General features: G+C 68.0%; 22 protein-coding genes. All 22 read right to left on the bottom strand.

Annotated features, from left to right (window positions below; genetic code table 11):
* Positions 1 to 585: 585 nt before the first annotated feature.
* The 22 genes from flhB to flgB all read right to left on the bottom strand — a co-directional run bounded on the left by flhB (position 586) and on the right by flgB (position 20385).
* The gene (flhB, locus tag Pla123a_RS09335; RefSeq protein WP_146586202.1) at positions 586 to 1668 is read right to left on the bottom strand and encodes a flagellar biosynthesis protein FlhB; all 1083 of its coding nucleotides are present in this window, start codon (positions 1666 to 1668) and stop codon (positions 586 to 588) included.
* A 45-nt stretch (positions 1669 to 1713) separates the two neighbouring features.
* On the bottom strand, positions 1714 to 2526 hold the full coding sequence (locus Pla123a_RS09330; RefSeq protein ID WP_146586200.1) for a flagellar biosynthetic protein FliR: 813 nt from the start codon (positions 2524 to 2526) through the stop codon (positions 1714 to 1716).
* 113 nt (positions 2527 to 2639) lie between these two features.
* A complete protein-coding gene (gene fliQ / locus Pla123a_RS09325; RefSeq protein WP_146586198.1) occupies positions 2640 to 2906 on the bottom strand; it encodes a flagellar biosynthesis protein FliQ in 267 nt (88 codons plus the stop codon).
* A 43-nt stretch (positions 2907 to 2949) separates the two neighbouring features.
* Complete coding sequence (gene fliP, locus Pla123a_RS09320; protein WP_231956376.1) at positions 2950 to 3858, bottom strand: flagellar type III secretion system pore protein FliP; 909 nt, start codon at positions 3856 to 3858, stop codon at positions 2950 to 2952.
* Positions 3848 to 4840 carry a flagellar biosynthetic protein FliO gene (locus Pla123a_RS09315; protein WP_146586194.1) on the bottom strand — a complete coding sequence of 331 codons (993 nt, stop codon included), beginning with the start codon at positions 4838 to 4840 and terminating at the stop codon, positions 3848 to 3850. The genes fliP and Pla123a_RS09315 overlap by 11 nt, the downstream gene beginning before the upstream one ends.
* 115 nt (positions 4841 to 4955) lie before the next feature.
* Positions 4956 to 5579 carry a flagellar motor switch protein FliN gene (gene fliN / locus Pla123a_RS09310; RefSeq protein ID WP_146586192.1) on the bottom strand — a complete coding sequence of 208 codons (624 nt, stop codon included), beginning with the start codon at positions 5577 to 5579 and terminating at the stop codon, positions 4956 to 4958.
* Between the two features lie 43 nt (positions 5580 to 5622).
* Positions 5623 to 6180 carry a hypothetical protein gene (locus tag Pla123a_RS09305; RefSeq protein ID WP_146586190.1) on the bottom strand — a complete coding sequence of 186 codons (558 nt, stop codon included), beginning with the start codon at positions 6178 to 6180 and terminating at the stop codon, positions 5623 to 5625.
* A 24-nt stretch (positions 6181 to 6204) separates the two neighbouring features.
* Positions 6205 to 6912, bottom strand: coding sequence for an OmpA/MotB family protein (locus tag Pla123a_RS09300; RefSeq protein ID WP_146586189.1), 708 nt, complete (start codon positions 6910 to 6912; stop codon positions 6205 to 6207).
* 33 nt (positions 6913 to 6945) lie between these two features.
* On the bottom strand, positions 6946 to 7719 hold the full coding sequence (locus Pla123a_RS09295) for a motility protein A (protein WP_146586187.1): 774 nt from the start codon (positions 7717 to 7719) through the stop codon (positions 6946 to 6948).
* A 12-nt stretch (positions 7720 to 7731) separates the two neighbouring features.
* Positions 7732 to 7986 (bottom strand): flagellar FlbD family protein, encoded by a 255-nt coding sequence (locus Pla123a_RS09290; protein WP_146586185.1) that lies wholly within the window; start codon positions 7984 to 7986, stop codon positions 7732 to 7734.
* A gap of 177 nt (positions 7987 to 8163) precedes the next feature.
* On the bottom strand, positions 8164 to 10605 hold the full coding sequence (locus tag Pla123a_RS09285; RefSeq protein ID WP_231956375.1) for a flagellar hook-basal body complex protein: 2442 nt from the start codon (positions 10603 to 10605) through the stop codon (positions 8164 to 8166).
* Positions 10606 to 10720: 115 nt separating this feature from the next.
* Positions 10721 to 11488 carry a flagellar hook assembly protein FlgD gene (locus Pla123a_RS09280; RefSeq protein WP_146586181.1) on the bottom strand — a complete coding sequence of 256 codons (768 nt, stop codon included), beginning with the start codon at positions 11486 to 11488 and terminating at the stop codon, positions 10721 to 10723.
* 13 nt (positions 11489 to 11501) lie between these two features.
* Positions 11502 to 13016: a flagellar hook-length control protein FliK gene (locus Pla123a_RS09275; protein WP_146586179.1), complete on the bottom strand. Its 1515-nt coding sequence runs from the start codon at positions 13014 to 13016 to the stop codon at positions 11502 to 11504.
* A 35-nt stretch (positions 13017 to 13051) separates the two neighbouring features.
* On the bottom strand, positions 13052 to 13729 hold the full coding sequence (locus Pla123a_RS09270) for a hypothetical protein (RefSeq protein WP_146586177.1): 678 nt from the start codon (positions 13727 to 13729) through the stop codon (positions 13052 to 13054).
* Positions 13726 to 14190, bottom strand: a complete 465-nt coding sequence (locus tag Pla123a_RS09265; RefSeq protein ID WP_197527824.1) for a flagellar export protein FliJ — start codon at positions 14188 to 14190, stop codon at positions 13726 to 13728. The genes Pla123a_RS09270 and Pla123a_RS09265 overlap by 4 nt, the downstream gene beginning before the upstream one ends.
* A 15-nt stretch (positions 14191 to 14205) precedes the next feature.
* On the bottom strand, positions 14206 to 15588 hold the full coding sequence (locus tag Pla123a_RS09260; protein ID WP_146586173.1) for a FliI/YscN family ATPase: 1383 nt from the start codon (positions 15586 to 15588) through the stop codon (positions 14206 to 14208).
* Positions 15589 to 15621: 33 nt separating this feature from the next.
* Positions 15622 to 16290 carry a FliH/SctL family protein gene (locus Pla123a_RS09255; protein ID WP_146586171.1) on the bottom strand — a complete coding sequence of 223 codons (669 nt, stop codon included), beginning with the start codon at positions 16288 to 16290 and terminating at the stop codon, positions 15622 to 15624.
* A complete protein-coding gene (locus tag Pla123a_RS09250) occupies positions 16290 to 17390 on the bottom strand; it encodes a FliG C-terminal domain-containing protein (protein WP_146586169.1) in 1101 nt (366 codons plus the stop codon). Before Pla123a_RS09250 ends, Pla123a_RS09255 begins: the two co-directional genes overlap by 1 nt.
* 40 nt (positions 17391 to 17430) lie before the next feature.
* On the bottom strand, positions 17431 to 19083 hold the full coding sequence (locus Pla123a_RS09245; protein WP_146586167.1) for a hypothetical protein: 1653 nt from the start codon (positions 19081 to 19083) through the stop codon (positions 17431 to 17433).
* Positions 19084 to 19180: 97 nt separating this feature from the next.
* Positions 19181 to 19480: a flagellar hook-basal body complex protein FliE gene (fliE, locus tag Pla123a_RS09240; protein ID WP_146586165.1), complete on the bottom strand. Its 300-nt coding sequence runs from the start codon at positions 19478 to 19480 to the stop codon at positions 19181 to 19183.
* Positions 19481 to 19519: 39 nt separating this feature from the next.
* Positions 19520 to 19930, bottom strand: coding sequence for a flagellar basal body rod protein FlgC (gene flgC / locus Pla123a_RS09235; protein WP_146586163.1), 411 nt, complete (start codon positions 19928 to 19930; stop codon positions 19520 to 19522).
* Between the two features lie 26 nt (positions 19931 to 19956).
* Entirely contained in the window at positions 19957 to 20385 is a 429-nt protein-coding gene (flgB, locus tag Pla123a_RS09230) for a flagellar basal body rod protein FlgB (RefSeq protein ID WP_146586161.1), read from the bottom strand.
* Positions 20386 to 20570: the final 185 nt, after the last annotated feature.

The raw sequence follows: 20570 nt of genomic DNA, 5'->3' as shown, positions 1-20570 counted from the left end.
CGCGGCGCTGTGGAAGTGCCAGTGGTTATCTGGCGAGTGGCAGTGAAAATAGCCGTGTGGGTGATTGTGGCCGTGCGATTCGGCATGCCCCTCGCTCGTTGCTAACTTGTCTGCGAGTGGATGTAGCGCATCGCCAGTCAGCCCAACCGCCAGGTACACCAGCGAGAGCAGCAGGCAAGTCGTTTGATTAACGCGTCCGGCGGGCATTTGGATGTCGATCTTCGGAATGGGCCTAGATTATGCCCCATTCCTCACCAGGGGTGAAGCATTGCCCGATTGACTTACTTTTGAAGGGTGCACTTGGATTTCGATCTCCGGAGCGGGCTGGATCTTGCCTCAATCCTCACCAGGGGGGCAGGGCTTCATACGATCAGAAGACGACGCGACTTGCAGTGGTCCCCAAGCGGTCGGCCGCATGCATGCCGAAGTTGGACCTACCGACCGAAGCTAGCCCCGCCGCTAACTCGCCGAGCTGTTCCCAGCCTCAGCAGTTGCTCCCTCTTTCCAATACCAGCCGCGGCGGGCTACGCCGAACGCTTGTGGCGTGGGCAAGAACATCGGGACGAGACATCGAGCCTTAGTCACCTACGCCGCGCGCGGCTGCGGCGCCTTCTTGCCCTTCAGCTGGTAGACATAAGCCAGCACCTCGGCGACGGCGGCGTAGCTGTTGTCGGGCACGGGGTGGTTGAGCTTGACCTCTTTGTAGAGCAGCTGGGCGAGCGGCTTGCGCTCGACGATCGGCACGTTGTTCTCCAGCGCCAGGCGGCGGATCCGCTGGGCGATGACGCCGGCGCCCTTGGCCACCACGATTGGCGCCGCCATGCGGTCGGGGTCGTAGCGGAGGGCGACCGCCAGCTCGGTCGGGTTGGTCACCACGACATCCGCCTGCGGCACCTCCTGGCCCATCCGGTTGAGGGCCATCTGCCGCTGCACCTGCTTCCGCCGGGCGATCACCTGCGGGTCGCCCTGCAGGTTTTTCATCTCCTCCTTGACCTCCTGGTGCGTCATCTTCAGGTCCTGCTCGTGCTTCCATTTCTGGAAGGCGAAGTCGGCCAGCGCCAGGACCAGCAGCGCAATGCCGACCCACAGCAGCGACTGCGTCACGACGTCGCCGGTTAGGATGGCGAGGCCGCCGATCGACAGCGCGCCGGCGTTGAGGATCTCCTCGGACCGCGCCAGCACGACCGCGGTGCTCACGGTCGAGACGATCGCCACCTTGAACATGCCGAACCCCAGCCGCATCACGCCCTGCAGCGAGAGGATCCGCTTGACCCCCTGCAGCAGGCTGAGCCGCGACAGATCGGGGGCCAGCCGGTTGGGGACAAACAGCAGGCCGGTCTGGAACACGCTCGACGCGATCGACGACAGCATCAGCAAACCGAACACCGGCAGCAGGGTCATGCCGATCGCGGCGCCGATCTCCATCGACTGGTCGATCATCGCCTGGGGATTGGCGTGCAGCACGCCGACCTCGCCGAGCTGGCGGTGGAGCATCTTGGCGGCGGCCTCGGCGACGCGGCCGCCGAGCGACATCATGATCAGCGCCGCCGCGACCAGGAGGGCGGCCGAGCCGAGGTCCTGGCTGTACGCGACCTGCCCCTTCTCGCGCGCCTGCTGGCGCCGGTGCGGGGTGGCGTCGAACGTCTTGTCGCCGGATTGCTCGGCCATCTGGGGTTGCTACTCGAGCGGCGTGAAGCCTTTGCGGCTGGGTGGCTACGGGACGGCCGACTCGGTCGACTGCACGGTCTGGCTGAGGTTGATCAGGGCGTCCTCTAGCGGCTGCTGGAAGACCCAGGCGATGCCGCCGATCGTCGCGAAGCAGAGGCCGAGCGTCAGCAACGCGTTGGCGCTGAAGCCGACCACGATCACGTTGATCTGCGGCATGGTCCGGCTGATTAGGCCGAGCACAATAGTCGAGAGCAGCAGCGCAATCAGCAGCGGCGCCGCCGCCCGCAGCGCCAGGTCGAAGCTCTGACTCAGGAGCGTGACCATCAAATCGGCGTAGTCCTCCCCGAGCGACACCCGGCCGGGCGGGGCCCAGGTGAACGTGTTGAGCAGCGCCTCGATCGCCATCCGCAGGCCGCCGATGGCGACAAACGTGGCGAAGGTGACGTAGTAGAACATCGTGCCGAAGATCGACACGCTGCTGTCGAACCCGGGGTCGAACAGCTCGCCGATCGCCATGCCGGACATCTGGGCGACGATCTGTCCGGCCATCTGCACGCCGGACAGGATCACCATCACGCCCTGGCCGAGCATCGCCCCGACGATCACCTCGAGGATGATCATCTGGCTGAAGAGGACCAGGTTCATCCCGTCAGACAGGATCGAGTCGGCGCTGGTCAGCGGGGCGCCGTGGCTCGGCAGGATGAGCAGCGAGAGCGCCACCGCCAGCAACGCCCGCACGCGGATCGGCGCCGCCTGGGCGCCGAACAGCGGGGCCGTGCCCAATAGCGCCCCAACCCGCGCCAGGATCAGCGTGAACGCCGCGGTCTGGTTCAGCAGGTAGGGTTCGAGCCAGGGCATGCGGGGCGGTCGGTGGCAGAGATCGCGTTTGGGCGATCAGGAAACTAAAGGCGGTCGGGGCCCGCGTAGACAGGCGGTCAGGGCCGGCAACAAAAGACGATCAGGGCCCGCATCTAAAGGCGATCAGGGATCGACGCGATCAGGCCGCCGGAGTACTCCATCAGCCGCGACAGCAGCCACGGCAGCGTCATCGCCAGCGCGACGACCATTGCCAGCAGCTTGGGGACGAACGCGACGGTCTGTTCTTGGATCTGGGTCAGCGCCTGCAGCAGTCCGATCAGCAGGCCGACGATCATGCCCGCCAGCAGCACCGGGGCGGCGATGATGGTGGTGACCAGCAGGGCCTCGCGGCCGAGGTCGATGGCTTGTTGTGGGTCCATGGGGAGTGCAGCTCGCTAGCGGCGCCGGTCGGATTACCGGGGTTTAAATGACCGTGAACAGCGAGAAGCTGTGCAGCAGCATCTCGATGACCAGCCGCCAGCCGTCCAGCAGCACGAACAGCAGCAGCTTGAACGGCAGCGAGATCAGCACCGGCGGCAGCATCAGCATGCCCATCGAGATCGTGACGCTCGCGACGATGATGTCGAGGATCACAAACGGCAGGTAGATCTGGAAGCCGATCAAGAAGGCGGTCTTGAGCTCGCTGAGCATGAAGGCGGGGAGCAACGCGGTGATGGGGACCAGCGTCTCGCCCTCCTGGAGGTCGTAGTAGGCGTAGTCGCGCATCTCGCCGGTGTCGGGGTCGATGCCGCCGTCCGGCTGGTGGCTGAGGAACAGGTAGACGTCGTCGTGGTTGCCGGTGTGCGAGATCTGGTCCGCCATGAAGATCCGCACCGGCTCGGTGGACCGCTCGAACGCCTGCTGCAGGTCGATCTCGCCGTTGGAGTACGGCTTGATGCCGTCCTCGTAGCTCTTGGTCCAGACCGGGGTCATGATCAGCAGCGTCACGAACAGGGCGATCGAGGTCAGCACCTGGCTCGGCGGCAGCTGCTGCGTGCCGAGCGCCTGACGCAGCAGGCCGAGCACGACGATGATCCGCACGAAGCTGGTGGTCATCAACAGCACCGCCGGGGCGAGGCTGATGACCGTGAGCATCAGCATGATCTGCAGCGACGAGCTCAGCCGCTCGCGGCTGGTCCACTCGCTCGGCCCGCCGATCCCCTCGATGGCAGACTCGGCGGTGGCGTCGAGGCTGCCGAGCGGCGAGTTGGCCGACGTGCTCGCGGCGGTCGTGGTGGTCTGAGCGGTCGCGGTCGGCGCCGCGGAGCCGCACAGCGTCAGCACAACGGCTACCGCCCAGGCACGCGTATTTGTATTCAGTCTAGCGTCCACCGCGGCCTCCCGGCGTGTTGGCATAGGCGGCCGCCAGCTCTTGGCGGTTGACCAGTGACGACTCGGCGCCGAGGAAGCCCGGCGTGGCCGGCTCGGCGGCGAGCTTCTCGAACACGTCGGCGAACGCGGTCGACGCGCTGTGCTCGCCGCCCTGCTCGCACAGGCCCAACAGGCGGTTCACCTCGGCCGGGTCGGTGACCTCGGTCAGCGGCTTGGCGCCGTCGGGCGTGATGTGCACGAGCACGAGTTTCGAGCCGACCTTGAGCAGGTGGGCCGACTGCTTGCCGCCCAACGAAATCCGGCCGAGCAGGCTGCCGACCTCGCCCGGCAGCAGGCGTTGTGACTTGGGGGCCGCGCGTTTGAAGACCGCCGCGGTGAGCAGGAACAGCCCGACCACCAGGCCGAGGGCCGCGGCGGAGGTCGCCGGCTCGACCGGCAGGTCGTTCCAGTCGAAGCCGAGCAGCCGGGGACGCTCGCCCGCGGTGGGCGCCTGAGTGCTCGGAGTCGGGGGCGCCAGGCGGCGGAAGCTGTTGTCGGCCGCTGCCGAGGCCGGCGGCGGGGACAACGGCGTGCTCACGGCCGTCTGGCCAACCGAAGCGGTGTCGAGTGCAAGCGGCGGCGGGACGGGCGACCGGGCTTGCTCGGCCTCGCTCGGCTCGGCCGAGGAGGGCAGGGCGGGGGCCGCGTCGTCGACCACGGGCGTGAGCGGGTGTTCTGCCGGGCGCGCTTCGACAGGATCGTCGGTTGGCAGCGGCAGCGGCGGCTCGGCGGGCAGGGCAGCCGGCGTTCTGTCGCCCACGATCGGTTCCTCAAACGAGGCCTGGCGGACGGGGCTGGGGAGGCCGACCGGGCCGTACGCCCGGAACGGGTTGCGGGCGGGTTCCGTAGAGTTGTTGGTCGACGGGGCGCTGGTCGATTGGGCGGGCGCAACGGCGGCCGACGCGATCGCCAAGGCGGTCAGCAACACACGGGTAGCGGCCATGCTCGCACTTGCTCGGGGGGTAGCGATTCCAAACGGGAAGCTGTCGAGCAGGGCTTATAGAAAAGACGCGCGGCGTCCGCCACCTCATTCTTGGGGGTGCTAGCAAGCGGTCGGGCTACGCGACTGCGCTGTCGCCTACCACGAGCTCTGTAACACGCACGCAGAAGTTGTCGTTGAGCACCAGCACCTCGCCGCGGGCGATCAGCCGGCCGTTGACCAGCACGTCGACCGGGTCGCCTGCTAGCTTGTCGAGCGGCACCACGGCGCCGCTCTTCAGCCGCAGCACGTCCTCGAGGTGCATGTGGGTGCGGCCGAGCTCGATCTTGAGGTCGAGCTGGACGTCGCGGACCAGCTCGAGCGTGGCGGCCTCGGTCGAGGCGGGCGTGCCGCCAAGGTCGTCCAGGGCGAACGGCTTCATGCCCGCGGGCAGTTCGCCGGCCGGTTGGTCGATCGACGCGATCGCCTCTTCGGCCTTGCTGAGCAGCACCTCGACGTCGCTCGCCATCGATGTGGTGGACGGCGGGGAGCCTGCCGCGGCGGGCGGGGTGAACTTCTGCGGGGGCGCCTCGGAGGTGGGCGCCTGCGAGATCAGCCGCTCGATCTCACTCTGGTCGAGCGAGATGTCGCCGGCCGGCGGCGGTGGATCCGGGGCCTTGGGGGCGGGCGGTTCGGCCGCGCCGCCCTGCGCCTGCTTGAGCAGGGCCTCGATCTCGTCCTGATTGATTTGGTCGTCGGCCATGGGGATTCCTTTCCCTGCCAGGCGTGCTAGCGGCGGCGGCCGCCTACCGCTGAACGAAGTTAAACCGCGTGAGGAAGACCTCGCGCACCAGCGGCTTGCCCAGCGCGCGGTTGGTTCTCTCTAAAATGCGGCGTTTGATCAACCCCAGCCCGCCGTCCGACAGCTCGGACGGCTCGGCCGCCTGGATCGTGAGGTTGATCTGCTCGCGGACGCGGTTCTTGTTGGTCTTGTAGATCTCGTTGAACTCGTCCTGCTCTTCCGCCAGCACGGTCGCGTAGACCTCCAGGTCGATGTTGACCGTCTTGTCGGCCTCCATGTTGTAACGCGTGATGCTGAACCCGTCGATCAGGATCTCGACCACCTCCTGCTCGGGGGGGCCGGCGCTGTCCTCGGTGTAGCTCGCCTCGGCCAGCTCGTCCGACTCCTCGCCCGACTTGGCGGAGGCCAGGTCGCGGGCCAGCTTCTCGGTCGCCTCGGGCGTGGGGATCACAAACGACGCCGCGACCACCTGCACGATGACCAGCACCGAGAGGATCGCGAGCGCCTTGATGATCCCCATCAGGCCGCCCTTGGAGTTCGCTTGTTCTTCGTTCTTGGCCATGCTGGGCCTCGCTGGTCGTTGGGGTTAGAGCGTCGTCTGCGTCGCGATGGGTTCGTCCCACATCAGGATCTCGACGCGGGCGTTGCGCTTGCGGTTTTCTTCGTTGAGCCCGTTGTCGAGCGGCTCGGTGTCGGCGGCGGAGCTGACGCGGATGCGTTGCTGCTCGATGCCTTGCTGCAGCAGGTAGTGCATGGTCGCCTCGGCCCGGTTGAACGCCAGGGCCCACTTGTCGCCGTCGGCCGGCGGCTTGCGTGACGCGTGGCCGCGGATCTCCAGCCGCTGCGGCTTGCCCCGCACCTGGGCGGCAATCTGCCGCAGCTGCAGCTTGGTGTCCTCGCTGAGGGTGTCGGAAAGCTCGTCGAAGAAGATCACGCCGCCGGTCGTGGAGCTGGTCCCCGGCCGGATGGTCTGCACCTGGGGGCTCTCGCCCGAGACCGCCTGCACGGGGTTGCCGCCGCGCATGATGTCGAGCCGCTTGGCCCGGCCCATCGACGCCAGCGACGACATGGTCGAGTTGCGCGGGGTGCTGTCGCCCGGCAGGATGTTCGAGACCGTCGCCTCGTGGCCGAACTGGCGGCGCATCGACTCGAGCATCGCCTGGAACTTTTTCTCTTCCTTGATCTCGCTCATCGAGACCAGCATGATGAAGAACGTCAGCAGCAGCGACATCATATCGCCGAACGTGACGACCCACTCGGGGATGCCCGGTTCTGGTTCTTCTTCAATCGCCATAGCAGTCTCCTCGGCCGCGTCGACCCGGTGGGGTTAGGCGGCCTCCTCCTCGGTCACGCGTTGCTTCGGCGGGATGAACGTGTTGAGCTTCTGCTCGATGATCCGCGGGTTCTCGCCCGACTGGATCGCCATGATGCCGCGGACGATGATCTCCATCGTCAGCAGCTCTTGCTTGTTGGTGAAGCCGAGCTTCTCGGCGAACGGCAGGAACACCACGTTGGAAGCGATGGCGCCGTACAGCGTGGTCAGCAGCGCGACCGCCATGCCGGCGCCGATCTTCGACGGGTCGCTCATGTCGCCGAGCATGATGATCAGCCCCATCAGCGTGCCGATCATGCCGAACGCCGGCGCGAAACGCCCCATGCAGTCCAGCAGGCCCTTGCCGTCGCGGTGGCGGGTGGCCACGGCGTCCATCTCGGTCCGCATGATGTCTTCCATCACCTCCGGCCGGGCGCCGTCAACCGCCATCTGGATCCCCAGCACGATGAACGGGTGCTCGATCTCCGCGACCCGCCCCTCGAGCGCCAGCAGCCCGTCGCGGCGGGCGGTCTCGGCCAGGCTGACGAGCTGGGTAATCACGTCCTGCGTGGAGTGCAGCTTATACAGGAAGACCTTCATGCTGACGCCGAACACCGACAGGAAGTTCTTGAGCGGGTACGAGATCAGCGTCGCGGCGATGGCGCCGCCGATCACGACCATCACGGACGCGGGGTCGATGAACGCGCCGAAGCTGCCCCCGCCCAACACAATGGACACCAGGATCAGCACGATCGCGATCACGACGCCGGCGGAGGATGCAATGTCCATGGGAGCAAGTAGCTAGGTGGTTGCGGTGTGCTTTGGTGTGGTCGATTTGGCCACGCCGCAGCCAAGGGCGGCTTGGGCGCCGGGGATCAGGTTCTTCGACTGCTGGTACTCGACGGCCGCCCGCAGCACCTGTTCGGGGGTCTCGCCCACGACAATGTGGTCGCCCGTGGTGAGGGTCAGGATGGTGTCCGGGCACTTCTCGACATACTTGATCAGCTCTGCGTTGAGGATGAACGGCTCGCCGCTCAGCCTGGTCAGCTTGATCATCGTTACTACCCTTTCATCCGGACCCGCCCCGTTGGGGGCGCAGCCATCGCGCACGGCCCCGTCAGCCGGGGTCCGAGCAACCGTAGCTCACCCTGGCGGCGCCCACGGGCTTTTGCCCGCAAATCGGCCCGTGGAAGCCCGATCCGCCGGTCATCTAGCCGCTACCCGCGGCCCCTTCTACCTCCGCAGGGCCATCAGCTCGTCCAGCAGCTCCTGGGCGGCGGTGATCACCCGGGCTCCGCCGCGGTACTGCGTGGAGGCCAGGATCAGCTCGATCAGGTTCTGCCCGATGTCGGTGTTGGACAGTTCCACGGCGCCGGAGGTGAGCGTGCCGATGCCCTCCTCGCCCGGCTTGCCGATCACCGGCTCGCCCGAGTTGACGCCCACCGAGTACAGGCTGTCGCCGACCTGCTGCAGGCCGCTGTTGTTGGTGAAGCGGGCCATCATAAGCTGGCCGACCGTGCGCTGCGTGCCGTTGGAGAACTGGCCCTGGATGAGCCCGTCCTCGGTGATCACGAAGTCGGTCATCACGCCCGGCGGGAAGCCGTCCTGGCTGCTGACGTTCAGCGTGCTGATCGGGTTGCCCTGGGCGTCGACCTCGCCGAGCGACTTGACCGACGAGAAGTCGAGCGCGATGTCGAGCGGCGAGGAGCTGGCGGTCTGGGTGCGGAAGAGGGTGATCCGCTGGTCGCCGGACGAGGCGATCAGGTCGCCCTCGCTGTCGAACGTCAGGATGCCGTCGCCCACGACCGTGGTGTTGCTGCCGGTCGCCTCGTTGTCGGCGCTGGTGGCGTACCACCGATAGCGGGTGCTGTTGCCCTGCTCAGAGGTGGGCGACTCTTCCAGCACGGTCGTGACGCGGACCTTGAGCGGCAGGCCGAGGCTGTCGTAGACGATCATTTCGGTTGACGTGCCGGGGCCGTTGGCCGCCTGAATCGTGCCGAAGTTGAGCGTCACCGAAGAGCTGACGTTGCTGCCGGTGGGGAGCAGCGTGAAGGCGGACTGCGAGATGCTGATCGCGTTCTCCTCGCCCATGTTGCTGGTGACCTCGATCTTCCCGTCCACCAGCGCGACGTCGGCCGTGGGGGTGGGCAAGCCGTTGTCGGCGCCGCCCACGTCGGAGGTCTTGTCGAGGCCGAGCGCGCCCTCCATGAAGAGCATGAGGTCGGAGATCGTGGTTGTGGACGTGACCTCGAAAGTCTGCTCCGCAATGTCGACGCCCGACTTGGTGCCGCCGAAGGTCAGTGTGCCTTCCTGGAACGGCGTCTCGTAGATGTCGCCGTTGCGGGTCACGATGGCGGTGAGCGCGGTTCCGTTGGTGGCGTTGGGGCCGTCGAGGTTGAGCTCGGGCTGCGTCGCCAAGAACGCATCGTCGGCAGTGTCGACGTAGCTGTCCACGAAGCCGCCGGCGCCGGGAGCAGGGACTGTGTCGACCAGCCGGAAGTTGGACCCGTCGGTTGAGGTGTTGCGGTAGATCCGGATCTGTGTGAAACGAGAGTCGGTCGGCGTGCCGATGCCGTTGAGGTCGAGCCGGATGCGTCCGCCGGTCGCCTCAGAGATTGACTCGCCGGTGATCTCCGCGGTGGGTCGGGTCTCCAGGCCGCCGCTGGTCGGGTCGTAGTAGGTGACGAAGTAGCCGTAGTTGCCGGCGTCGATGTTGGTGTCGTCTAGCACGGCGCCGCCGGTCAGCGCCGCCTCGCTGACATCGTCGGTGAACGTGTCGGTATTGGTCGTGCCCACCTGGTAGAACGTGCCCGTTCCGTCATCGCGGTACACGGCGGTGCTGACCCACGGCGAGTTGGGCAGCGGCAGGTCGGAAAGGTCGATCTCGTTGCCGGGCGTGCCGTGCGCGACCGTGAACGCGGCCGAGATGTCGCTCTCCAGTCCGTTGGCGTCAACGAACGCGAAGCGGTAGATCTCGGTGGCGTCGGCCGGACCCACTACGCCGGCGCCCGATGCGCCGACCATGGAGGCGGTGGAGGGCTCGCCGGCGAGCACGGCCGGGTCGGTGATTGTGCTGCTGAGGGTTGGCTGCTCGATCGCGCCGTTGCCCAGCACCATCGACTCGATGATCTGGGGCGAGGTGCCGGCCGGGACCGCCGGGTTGAGGACGCCCTGCAGCACGGCGCTCTCGGTCGCCTGCGCGACGCGCTCGGCGCCGAGCGGGATCTGCAGCGTGGTGAGGTTGTCCGTCTGGATGTCGTACTGGTCGTTGACGCCGTAGCCGAGCACCCGCTGGCCGGTGGTGGTCACCACCTCGTTGGACGAGTTGAGCTTTAGCTGGCCGTTCCGCGTGTAGTAGCGGTCGCCTCCGCCCTGGACCATCAGGAAGCCATCTCCCTGGATGGCCACGTCGAGTGGGCTGCTGGAGATCTCGATGGTGCCCTGGGTGAAGTCGGGCGTGATCTCCGCTACCTTGACGCCGAGGCCGATCTGGCGGGGGTTGGTGCCGCCGCCGTTGGTGCTCGGCGCCGAACCGATCGACTGAGTCTGGAGGAACTGCGTGGCGAATATGACGTTCGACTCCTTGAACGCCACCGTGTTGCTGTTCGCGACATTGTTGCCGACCACGTCGATCGTGGTCTCGGCGGCTTGCAGCCCGGTGAGGGCTGTCGTCATGGCGGATTGAAGGCCCATGTTAGTTCACTCCCTTAGATTCTTACTGGCTTGTGTGTGGCGGGTTTGGCGTTGCGTGCCGCGGAGTCCCCTTCCGCGGCCGGGGGCAGCGCTCTTGCTAGCGGGGCGGGTTGATCTCGGAGATGTTCTTCAGCGAAACGGTCGCCTTGCGGGCGAAGTCGACCAGCTGCGGCTGGGTGTTGAGCGCCTCGGCGCCGCGGTTGGCGTCCGAGACCGTGTCGAGCATCGCGGTGGCGCCGCCGCGGATCGAGCCGATCAGCTGCTTCGACCCCGAGCCCGACTTGTCGGTGCGGTAGATCAGCTTCTGAGTGGAGGTCTCCGGCAGGTTGTTGATCTGCACGGATCCGTCGAAGCCGGTCAGGCCGGCGGTGTTGGCCTGAACCTCCATGCCGAACAGCGCCCCGCCGGCCCCCTCCCAGACGATGTTGTAGAGGTACGTGCCGTCGTCGAGGTCGCCCTCGGTCGCGCCGGCGGACGTGCCGATGTCGACCGCCAGGTCGAGCTTCGGCTGGCCGTCGGCGATCGTGACGCTCTGCACGTTGCCGTTGACCCGCTCGCCCTTGTCGGTGAGCGCCACGACGTCCGCGCCGATCAGGTTGGTCGCGCTCGAGACGTTCTGCCCGATCAGCACGGCGTCGAGGGTCTCGGTCAGCTTGTCGGTGGCGCCGACCTCGCGGATCTGACTAATCTGCGCGAGCAGCTGGTCGTTCTCGAGCGGGTTGAGCGGGTCCTGGTTCTGCAGCTCGGTGATCATGAGCTCCAGGAACACGTTGAGGTCGATGTCGTTGAACGCGTCCTTGCCGGTGGACGCGGTCGCCGAGTTGGAGCCGGCGCCGGCGCCGAGCGCGTTGGTGAGTTGGGACATGTTCGCGGCTTCCTTAGGCGACTAGGTTGATTTGATCGGCCCCGGGCGCCACGGCGCCCGGCGGGGACGCGGAGGCGTCCTGGGGGGCGGCGTTCGCCTCGCCGGTTGGGGCCGGGGCCGAGCCCGGTGTATTGAGACGCTGCGCCCGCTGCTCGTCGCGCTGCTGCTTTGCGCCGCTCCAGTCCTGCTGGCCCTGGCCGTCCTGCTGGACGTCGACGTCGAACTGCTCGATGCGGATCTCCATCGAGGCGAGCCGCTCGCGGAGCGCAGGCAGGTTGTCGAGCAGCACGGTCCGCGCGGCGGCGGTCTCGGTCTCGACCGAGGCGTGCATCGTCCCCTCGGCGGTCACCGACAGCTTGATCTGCATGGCGCCGAGTTCGGGCGGGCTCAGCCGCAGCCGCACCTCGCCGCCGCGCTGGCTGGCGGCGTCGAATGCCTTGCTGACCCGGCTAACAAAACGGGCCGGGTCGACCTGGGGTTGCGTTAACGGGCCGGAGGCCTCGGCGGTGCGGCCGCTGCCGAACCGCGAGGAGGCCAGCCGCTCGAGCGAGCTGTGCGCCGGCTGCGACGGGGCCGCCGGCTCGGGCTTGGAGTCGGTGGCCGCCTCGAACTCGGCCGGGGCGTCTTGGCCGGCGGTTCCGACGACCGCAGCGACTGCGCCTAGCTCCGCGGTCGGCTGCTTGGTGGCCTGTTCGTTGGTGGCCGTCTCGCCAGCGTCGGCGGAGGGCCCGTCGCCCCGCTGGGGGCGGGTTTCGCGGGCCGCCGACTTTGTCCGTTTGTCGGCGGCTTGCTGTTCGGTGGCTGCCTGCTCGGCAGCCGGCTGGGTCGCGTCGTCAGTGGCTTCGAGCGAGTCGTCGGCGCCCGCATCGGTCGTGTCCGTTGACGGGACCGAGGTGGCGGCGGGGCGGGGCTGCTCGGAGTCGCTGGCGGGCTGCTCGGCCTCGGCGACCGGCTCTTCGGCTTGAGCCGAGTGGTCGCCTGCGGGCTGCTGGCCGGTGGCCGCGGCTGGCAGCGGCGCCTCGGGCTGATTGGTTTCGGCTGCCGGCTCGTCTGGCGAAGAAGCCTGCGCCTCTTCGGGGGCGACCGGCTCGGCTGCGGCCTCCGATTCGGTGTGGTCGGGCGTCTCGCCGCTGGCCGATTCGGCGCCTTCTTCGCTGGCGGTCACGGCGACCTCGGCCGAGATCTCCACGACGTCTTGCGGCTGCGCCGCCGCGGGCGCGGCGGCCACGGCCGCCTCGACCGCGTCGCCGGTGTCGTTCTGGTCGGCTCCGGCGTCGTCCTGGGTGTCGGGGTCCTGCTGCTCAACGGCCGCCGCGGTTTCGTCCTGTTCGGGGGCCGCCGGGGGCGCGTCCTGCGGCTTGTCGGCCGGCTTGCTGTCGGCGGCTTTGGGCCCTTCCTGCGGCGCGCGCCTGCCCGCCTTGCCGGCTTCGGCAAGCCGCTCGGCGAACGCGTCGCGGTCGACCCGCTCGCTCTTGGGGGGCGAGGGGGGCGGCAGCGGCAGGCTGGGGTCGATTGAAATCTGAGTCATGGCGTCTTGCCTCGGCGGCCGGGGCCGCGGTCCGTCTACTTGGACTTGAGCTTGTTGAGTTCTTCCAGGGCGTTCTCGAACACTTCCTGCTGCGGCCCACCGTTGAGCATCGACTGCAGGATGGTGTGCAGCTCTTCCTGTTCTTCGGGGAGGATAAACCGCTGGAGGATCTTCTTCAGCTTGTTGGTGTTCATGGTCTTGGTTAGCTTGATGACATCCGCGACGCCGTCCTCTTCCTGCAGGATCCGCCGCAGCTCTTCCTTCGCCTGGTCGGCCTTCATCAGCTCCAGGTTTTGCACCACCTTCTGCACACTTTGCTTGTTGGAGAGTTCGCCTTCTTCCTCCAACTCCTTCTGCAGCTTGGTGGCAATCTCGTCGAAGCGGTCCTTCTCGGTGATCAGCGCCGAGAGAGAAGCGTCGAAGTTCAGCTTGCCCCGCTTGAGGGCCTCCATCTTGACCTCGTGGTTGCGGGCCAGGATCTGGCGGCGTAGGCGGACGTCCTCCGGCGAGGGCTCCTCGTCGGGGATCTCCTCGGCCGCGACCCCGGTCTCCTCGGCGATGCGGTCGACGTCGACGTCGTGCAGCAGCGCGACCATGCGGAACATCTTCTCGTCGTCGACCCGGTTGGTGCCGTACAGGTAGGCCAGCCCGAGCGTGACCGAGAGCACGGTCGCGGTGCAGACGTAGCCGACAAGCGTCATCAGCATTCTCATTGCCGTTTACCTCCTGCCCGGCGGATCGCCTGCAGCTCGAGTGCCGTGGCGTCCATCGCCTTGGCCTCGGCGCGCTGCTGGTCGACGCGGTGGGTCTCGCGTTGGCGGTCTTCGAGTTTGTCGAGGGTGCGGACCTCGCGGTCGGCCTCGGCGACCAGCTGCCGCCGGCGTTCTACCTCGTCCTCGACCAGCTTCAGCTTCTCGGCGAGGGCAGCGGCCTGGCCCTGCAGCACCAGTTCGTACCGCTGGTGCTCGACCATGCTGCTGATGCTCAGGTTCGTGTCCCGCGCGATGGCCTGCTCGCGGGCGCGGATCACGCGGAGCTCCTGCAGCACCTTCTGCCGCTCTCCGCTGACCACCTCGGCTGCGCGGAACGCGTCGGCGAGCTGACCGCGCAGCTCGTCCCGGCGCGCCTCGCGGAGGCGCCGCACGGGTTCGAGTCGGAAGCGGTAAGCGGACACAGGCAAAGCCAAGGGTTAGACGGTGGTTGTGGGGGCAGCGATCGGCGCGGCGGTCGTGACGATCGGCGCGACCGGGGTCGGCTGGGTCCCGAGCGCGGCGGCCGCCCGAGCCCCGAGCGCGTTGAGCGCCTGGATGGTGGTTTCCAGCGGGCTGTGCTCGTCGCGGGTCTGGCGGAGGAAGCCGTTGATCTCGTCCCGCAACGCGAGCGCGGCGTCTACCGTGCGGTTGCTCCCCTTGCGGTAGGCGCCGATGGTGATCAGGTCCTCGTTCTCGCGGTACGCGGCCAGCAGCCGCCGCAGCGCGATGGCCGACTGCTGCTCCTGCTTGCCGGCGACCTCGCTCATCAGACGGCTGATGCTCTGCAGCAGGTCGATCGCCGGGTAGTGGCCCTCGCCCGCCAGTTTGCGCGACAGCCAGACGTGCCCGTCGAGCAGGCCCCGCATGGTGTCCGCGATTGGTTCGTTCTCGTCGTCGCCCTCGACCAGCACTGAGTAGAAGGCCGTGATGCTGCCGAGTTTGTTGCGGCCCGCCCGCTCGACCAGACGCGGCAGCAGACTGAAGGTGGACGGGGGGTAGCCGCGGTTGGTGGGGGGCTCGCCGGCGGCCAGCCCGATCTCGCGGTTGGCCATCGCGGTGCGGGTGACCGAGTCGACCAGCAGCAGGACGTCCTTGCCCTGGTCGCGGAACCACTCGGCGATTGCAGTCGCGGCCGAGGCCGCCTGCAGCCGCATCAGGGCCGGCTCGTTGCTGGTGGCCACCACCACGATGCTCTTCGCCAGGCCGTGGGGGCCGAGGTCGCGTTCGATGAAGTCGTTCACCTCGCGGCCGCGCTCGCCGACCAGGCAGATCACGTTAACGTCCGCCGCGGTGTGCTGCGCCATCATTCCCAGCAGCACGCTCTTGCCGACGCCCGACCCGGCGAAGATGCCGAGCCGCTGCCCGCGGCCGCAGGTCAGCATGCCGTCGATCGAGCGGACGCCGGTCGACAGCGGCTGCAGGATCCGTGGCCGGTCGATCGGCTCGGGCGCGTCGCGCTCCAGCGGCGTGCGGTCGGTCAAGAACGGGTGGGGCTTGCCGTCGATGCAGCGGGCGTGGGCGTTGACCACGCGGCCCAGCAGGTTGGCGCCGACGCGGATCTGGCGCTGGGTCCGCTTCAGCCGCACGCGGCAGCCGCGGCGGACGCCGGCGATGCTCTTGAGCGGGTACAGCACGGCTCCGGCGTCGGAGAAGCCGACCACCTCGGCCTCGATCGCGTCGCCCGACGGCGAGGTGATCTCGGCCAGCGCGCCGACCGGCGCAGGGAAGTCGGCCGCGGTTGCGGTCAGGCCGACCACCTCCACAACGCTGCCGGTCAGGGCAGCGGGCGTGGCGTTCTGTAGTGTCCGTTCATAGTCCATGGGGACGGTCCATCGTCCGGGGGTCGCCTGCCGTTAACTCAACTCTTCCGCAATCCGTTCGAGCTGCGACTCTAGCTGCAGGTCGATCGAGCCGTGACGCGTCTCAACCAGGCACCCGCCGGGGCTGACCGCGCTGTCGGCGATAATCCGTGTCTGGGCCAGCTTGCCCAGGTCCTGGGCGATCTCGTCGGCCTTCGGCGCCAGGTGCGCGTGGTCGGCCGGGTTCAGCCGGACGGCGATGTCGCCGCCCCCGGCCGCCATGGTCAGGGCTTCGGCGACCCACTCGGCGGAGATCTCCGGCCGGGCGGTCAGCTCCCGCCGGACCAGCCGCTCGGCGATCTTCACCGCCAGGGCGACCGCCGCCTCGCGCCAGTGCTCCTGCCAGCTGTCGCGGGTGGCGTTCAGCTGGTGCACGATCTTGTTGACCGCCGGGCGGAGCGTGTCGATCTGCTTGCCGACCATCTCGCTCAGCACCTTCTCGATCGCCTGCTCGGCGGTCTCGCGTCCGGCCTGCTCGGCCTTGCGGCGGATCTGCTCGGCGTCGGAGTGCGCCTGCTGCACGATCTTGGCGGCCTCGTTCCGGACCTCTTGGATGTACTCTTCGGCGCGGTGCGACATGTCGTGGAAGTCGAACGCCACGGCCCGCACTGGGTTGTTCGTGGCGTGCGCCGAGTCGACGCCGCCGCGGATGATGCTCGCCATCAGGCTGCCCTCCGCGCGGGGCCAAGCACGCGGGCGGCGGCCTGACCGACGACCTGCTGGGCGTGGGAGATGTCGCTGAGCCGCAACGGGCCGAGCCGCTTGATGCTCTGCTCGAGCGCCCGCTGCTGCTTGGCGGTCGTGACGCCGCGGATCCGCTGGAGCAGGTTCTCGCTGGCGCCAAACAGGGCGACCAGCAGCACCGAGCGGTCGACCTCCCCGAACACCGCGGCCAGCTGCTGGCCGTCGAGCGACTCTAACTGGGCGAAGGGGATCTCGGGAGGCGGCGCGATCGGCTTGCGCGGCGCCGGGGGGAGCACGACCGATACCTGCGGCGGCTCGGGCCGAGGTTCGCGTTTGGGCTTTGGAATCGGCTCTGGTTGCGGTTGCGGCTTGAGCTCGGGGAATCGCGTCGCGAGGCGGTCGACCAGCAGCCCCCGCGTGCCCGCCGGCGACGCCAGGAGGATCGCCTGCAACGCGGCCCGACGGTCTTCCTTGCGGCGGCGGTCCTGGGTGTGCTGCGCGATCCACGACTCGAGCTCCGACGCGATCACGTCGAGGCTGTCGGGGTCGATGTCGCCCATGTCGGCCAGCCGGTCGATCGCCCGGCACCGCGCCTCCTCGGGCAGGCGGCTGAGCACCTCGGCGGCGCGTTGCGGCGGCAGGCAGGACAGCACCACCGCGATGGTCGCCGGCTGCTCGTGGGTGAGGTACGCGATCAGGGCCTCGGGGTCGGCCTGACCGAGCTTGTCGATCCGCGGGTTGGCGTTCTCGATCGGGCTCGGGGCGGCGGGCCGGGCGAACGCAGCCGCCGAGGGCGCCGAGTAGGCGCCGCTGACCGCAAACTCGACCCCAGCCGCCGCCGGGGCGGGCTCGCTATCGAACTCTGCCGGCTCGTGGGCGCCGCCGCGGAGGGCGGCCGCCACGGCCTGGCGGTCCTCGTCGGTGATGTGGTCGAGCTCACGCACCGCCTGCCGGACCGCCTTGGCCTCGGCCGGTGAGAGCCGCGACAACAACGCGGCGACCGACTCCGCGTCGAGGCTGCGGACCAGCACCGCCGCCTTGCGGATCGAATGGTCGGATTGGAGGGTCGCGGTCGCCATGGGTGCTTGCTTGGAGGTGCGGTGTCGTTTCAGGAGGGGCTTAGCTGGCGTTGCTGATCCAGTTGCTCAGGATCGCCGCGGCCGCGTCGGGGTCGTCGCGGACCATCTCGGCCAGGTCGTCCTTAACCGGGTCGGGCTTCTTGAGGCGGAGTTTGGGGCGGTTGTCGTCGTCCATTTCGGTCTCGCCCGCGGCGCCCGCCGACTTCTCGGGCTTGAGCTGCAACGCCGGTCCGCCGAGGGGCTCGTCGGTCGAGCCGCCGCGGACCATGGTGCGGAGCATCAGCAGGCTGAACGCGGCCAGGCCAAGCATGGCGAGCGAGTTGCCGTACTCGCCCAGCCAGTAGAGCCCCTGCGAAGCGATTGACGGCTCGGGGATGGGGTCGCTCGGCACGGTGTCGTAGACCACGACCTTGACCTGCGAGAAGTCGTCTTTGCCGGCGCTGAGCTCGGTCATCAGCGGCTCGACCGAGGTCTTGATGTCGTTGATGATCTTGGCCTCAACCAGCTTGACCTCTTCGGGGGCGACCAGGTCGGGCTCCTTGCCCTCTTCCTCCAGCTTCTTCTTCCGCCAGATGCCGATGACGTACTCGCGGGGGATCTCGATGCTGGCCCACATCGACTTGGGGACCAGGCCCGAGGTCACCGTGGCGACCCTTGCCTCGAACGGCTTGGTGGTCGACTCGGCCTTGCGGACGGTGCTCTCCGACGAGTTGGTGCGAGCGGGCGCCGGGTCCCGCGTGCCGCGGCTCGGGCCGGACGCCGTGAGTCCGGGGGGCGCCCCGCCGTCGTTGTTGGTCATCTTGCTGGTCTCTTCCATCTCCGACTCGTGGGTGGTGACCGGCGTTCCCTCGGGGCGGGTGGCCAGCGACTCCTCGGAGAGCTTCTCGTCGAGCTCCACCTTGATCTGCACCTTCGCGCCGCGGATGTGGCTCAGCAGTTGCTGCACGACGGCCTTCTTGGCGCTCTCCAGCCGGGCCTGCTCTCTCAGGTACAGCGTGTGGAAGTCGTCCGGCGAGACCTCGGCGTTGCCGGCCAGTTCGTCGCCGTTGAGGTTGATGATCACCACGTCCGCCGGCTTCATGCTGGTGAACGCGCCGGAAACCATGTTCTGCAGGGCCCGCTGGCGGCGGGTGTCGATCACCTCGCCCACCTTCGGCCTAACGGAGACCGTCGCCGAGGCGACCGTCATCCGCCGCAGGCCGCGGACGTCCTTCTCGTCGTACATGACGCTGGCGTGCTCGACCCAGTTCATGTTGCTGATGTTGGAGGAGAACTGCTGCTCGCGGGCCGCCTTGTACTGCTGCTGCTGCTGCACGTTGGAGCTGAGCGGGCTGAGGCCGTTGATCGCGTCGGCCATGATCGACTTGCCGTCCTTGGGCCCGGCGTCGGCCGAGGCGATGGCGGCCAGGTACAGGTGCTTCTTGGTCCGCGGGACCTTGACCATGTTGCCGTGGACCGCGTAGTCCGACAGGTCGGCCTGCGACAGCGCGTGCTGGACGTCGATCAGCTCCTGCCGCGTGAGCGGCTCGCCGCCGTACAGGTACTCGTCCGGCCCGGAGGTCGACTGCTTGAACAGGAAGCCGATGCTCACCACCACCACGGCCAAGAGCGCGCCGGTTGTGAGCCGGGCGCCGGGCGTCATGCTCGCGAACAGGTCGCGGAGCTGTTCGAGGTATTTGTTCAGGAAGTCCATTAAGTGGGCGCTGGTTGTTGGGCGCTGGGCGCTAGTGATCTTGGGATGCGGTCTGCACGCGTGATCCAGCGCCTAGCGTCTGGATCGTTGCGCCTCACTAAATCCGGATGTCTTTGATCTCTTGGTAAACTTCCATCGCCTTGTTCCGCATCTGCATCGTCAGGCGGAACGCGAGGTCGGCCTTCTGCACGGCGGTCAGCACCTCGGCCGGGTTGACGTCGCCCCCGGTGAACAGGGTCTCGACCGCCTGGTCGGCCTGCGACTGCATCGAGTTGACGCTCTGGATCGAGTCGACCAGCATCCCCTTGAACTGCCCGGCGTCCGGCGCGTTGCCGACCCGCAGGGCGGGGCTGGTCAGGTTGGTCGGCTGGAATCCGCCGGCGGTTATGGGGTTCATAGTCGGTTAGCCCTGCGGCTGTGCGGTCCGTGGCGGACGCTAGGCAATAATCCTGAGCGTCTGGGCGCCCAGGTCTTTGGTGATCTCGATGACGCCGATGTTGGCCTCGTAGGCGCGGGTCGCCTCGAGGGCGTCGACGAACTCGGTGGTCATGTCGACCGCCGGGTACGCGACAAAGCCGTGCTGGTCGGCGTCGGGGTGGCCGGGCTGGTATTTCATGTTGGGCGGCTCGGTCGACTGGTCGACGCTCGCCACCCGCACGCCGGCCCCGCCGCCGGAGGTCTCGATGCCGGTGTCGGTCTGGAAGGTGACGTAGCGGGGGCGGTAGGCCTCCGGCTCGCCGTACTCGTTCCGGGTGGTGGACATGTTGGCCAGGTTCGACGAGATCGCGTTGAGGCGAGTTCGCTGCGCCACCAGGCCGCTTGTGCTGACGTCGAATGCTGTGAACATGTTGGTTGCCGGGAGTTAAGTGCTTGTTAGACCTGACGCTCGCTGATCGCCGACCGCAGCTGGCGGAACTGCGTGCTCATCAGGTTGACCGCCAGGTTGTGCTGCGCGTGGTTCTTGCTGATCTCCGCGATCTGGTGCTCGAGGCTGACGTCGACGCCGTCGTGGCGGAGGATGCTCTTGAGCGAGTCCTTCACCTTGGCGATCGAGTCGAAACGGTCCTTGCCTCCGCCCCCCGACGCCGCGCCGGCCTGGCCAGCGCTGGCCGGCCGTCGGCTGTCCTCGATCGCCTGCTTGAGGTTTTCTTGGAACAACTCCGGCGACAAGTCGCGGGTCTTATAGCCGGGCGTGTCAAGGTTCGCAATATTGCCCGCGAGCACCCCGTGGCGTGCTTGCGAGAAATTGACCACCTGCTCCAGGACCGGCAGGGTCGACGAGCGGAAGATGTCAGGAGCCATGACTGTTCAGCGGTTGAGGTTGGGGAGTGGGAGGCAGCCTAGGCAACCGGCGCGCCAACGGGGCGGCCGATTCGCAGTACGCTTCGCAAGTCGTTGTGGCTTCACCAGATCGCCACCTCAAGCCTGTTGTGCGCCGTCCCCCCAGTTGGTTTGCCAGCGGCAGCTTCTGCCGCTGGCGCCCGGCA

Source organism: Posidoniimonas polymericola (genome assembly GCF_007859935.1).
Taxonomy (GTDB): domain Bacteria; phylum Planctomycetota; class Planctomycetia; order Pirellulales; family Lacipirellulaceae; genus Posidoniimonas; species Posidoniimonas polymericola.
The sequence above is the reverse complement of the archived record's forward strand: the minus strand, read 5'-3'. Positions and strand labels throughout refer to the sequence as shown.

Coding starts and splice junctions, on each gene's coding strand:
- Pla123a_RS09270 (WP_146586177.1), bottom strand. CDS start 13,729: ATGAGAATGCTGATGACGCTTGTCGGCTACGTCTGCACCGCGACCGTG.
- fliQ (WP_146586198.1), bottom strand. CDS start 2,906: ATGGACCCACAACAAGCCATCGACCTCGGCCGCGAGGCCCTGCTGGTC.
- Pla123a_RS09315 (WP_146586194.1), bottom strand. CDS start 4,840: ATGGCCGCTACCCGTGTGTTGCTGACCGCCTTGGCGATCGCGTCGGCC.
- Pla123a_RS09260 (WP_146586173.1), bottom strand. CDS start 15,588: ATGGACTATGAACGGACACTACAGAACGCCACGCCCGCTGCCCTGACC.
- fliN (WP_146586192.1), bottom strand. CDS start 5,579: ATGGCCGACGACCAAATCAATCAGGACGAGATCGAGGCCCTGCTCAAG.
- Pla123a_RS09330 (WP_146586200.1), bottom strand. CDS start 2,526: ATGCCCTGGCTCGAACCCTACCTGCTGAACCAGACCGCGGCGTTCACG.
- Pla123a_RS09245 (WP_146586167.1), bottom strand. CDS start 19,083: ATGGACTTCCTGAACAAATACCTCGAACAGCTCCGCGACCTGTTCGCG.
- Pla123a_RS09300 (WP_146586189.1), bottom strand. CDS start 6,912: ATGGCGATTGAAGAAGAACCAGAACCGGGCATCCCCGAGTGGGTCGTC.
- flgC (WP_146586163.1), bottom strand. CDS start 19,930: ATGTTCACAGCATTCGACGTCAGCACAAGCGGCCTGGTGGCGCAGCGA.
- Pla123a_RS09250 (WP_146586169.1), bottom strand. CDS start 17,390: ATGGCGACCGCGACCCTCCAATCCGACCATTCGATCCGCAAGGCGGCG.
- Pla123a_RS09285 (WP_231956375.1), bottom strand. CDS start 10,605: ATGACGACAGCCCTCACCGGGCTGCAAGCCGCCGAGACCACGATCGAC.
- flgB (WP_146586161.1), bottom strand. CDS start 20,385: ATGGCTCCTGACATCTTCCGCTCGTCGACCCTGCCGGTCCTGGAGCAG.
- Pla123a_RS09280 (WP_146586181.1), bottom strand. CDS start 11,488: ATGTCCCAACTCACCAACGCGCTCGGCGCCGGCGCCGGCTCCAACTCG.
- flhB (WP_146586202.1), bottom strand. CDS start 1,668: ATGGCCGAGCAATCCGGCGACAAGACGTTCGACGCCACCCCGCACCGG.
- Pla123a_RS09295 (WP_146586187.1), bottom strand. CDS start 7,719: ATGGACATTGCATCCTCCGCCGGCGTCGTGATCGCGATCGTGCTGATC.
- Pla123a_RS09255 (WP_146586171.1), bottom strand. CDS start 16,290: ATGGCGAGCATCATCCGCGGCGGCGTCGACTCGGCGCACGCCACGAAC.
- Pla123a_RS09275 (WP_146586179.1), bottom strand. CDS start 13,016: ATGACTCAGATTTCAATCGACCCCAGCCTGCCGCTGCCGCCCCCCTCG.
- Pla123a_RS09305 (WP_146586190.1), bottom strand. CDS start 6,180: ATGGCCAAGAACGAAGAACAAGCGAACTCCAAGGGCGGCCTGATGGGG.
- Pla123a_RS09290 (WP_146586185.1), bottom strand. CDS start 7,986: ATGATCAAGCTGACCAGGCTGAGCGGCGAGCCGTTCATCCTCAACGCA.
- fliE (WP_146586165.1), bottom strand. CDS start 19,480: ATGAACCCCATAACCGCCGGCGGATTCCAGCCGACCAACCTGACCAGC.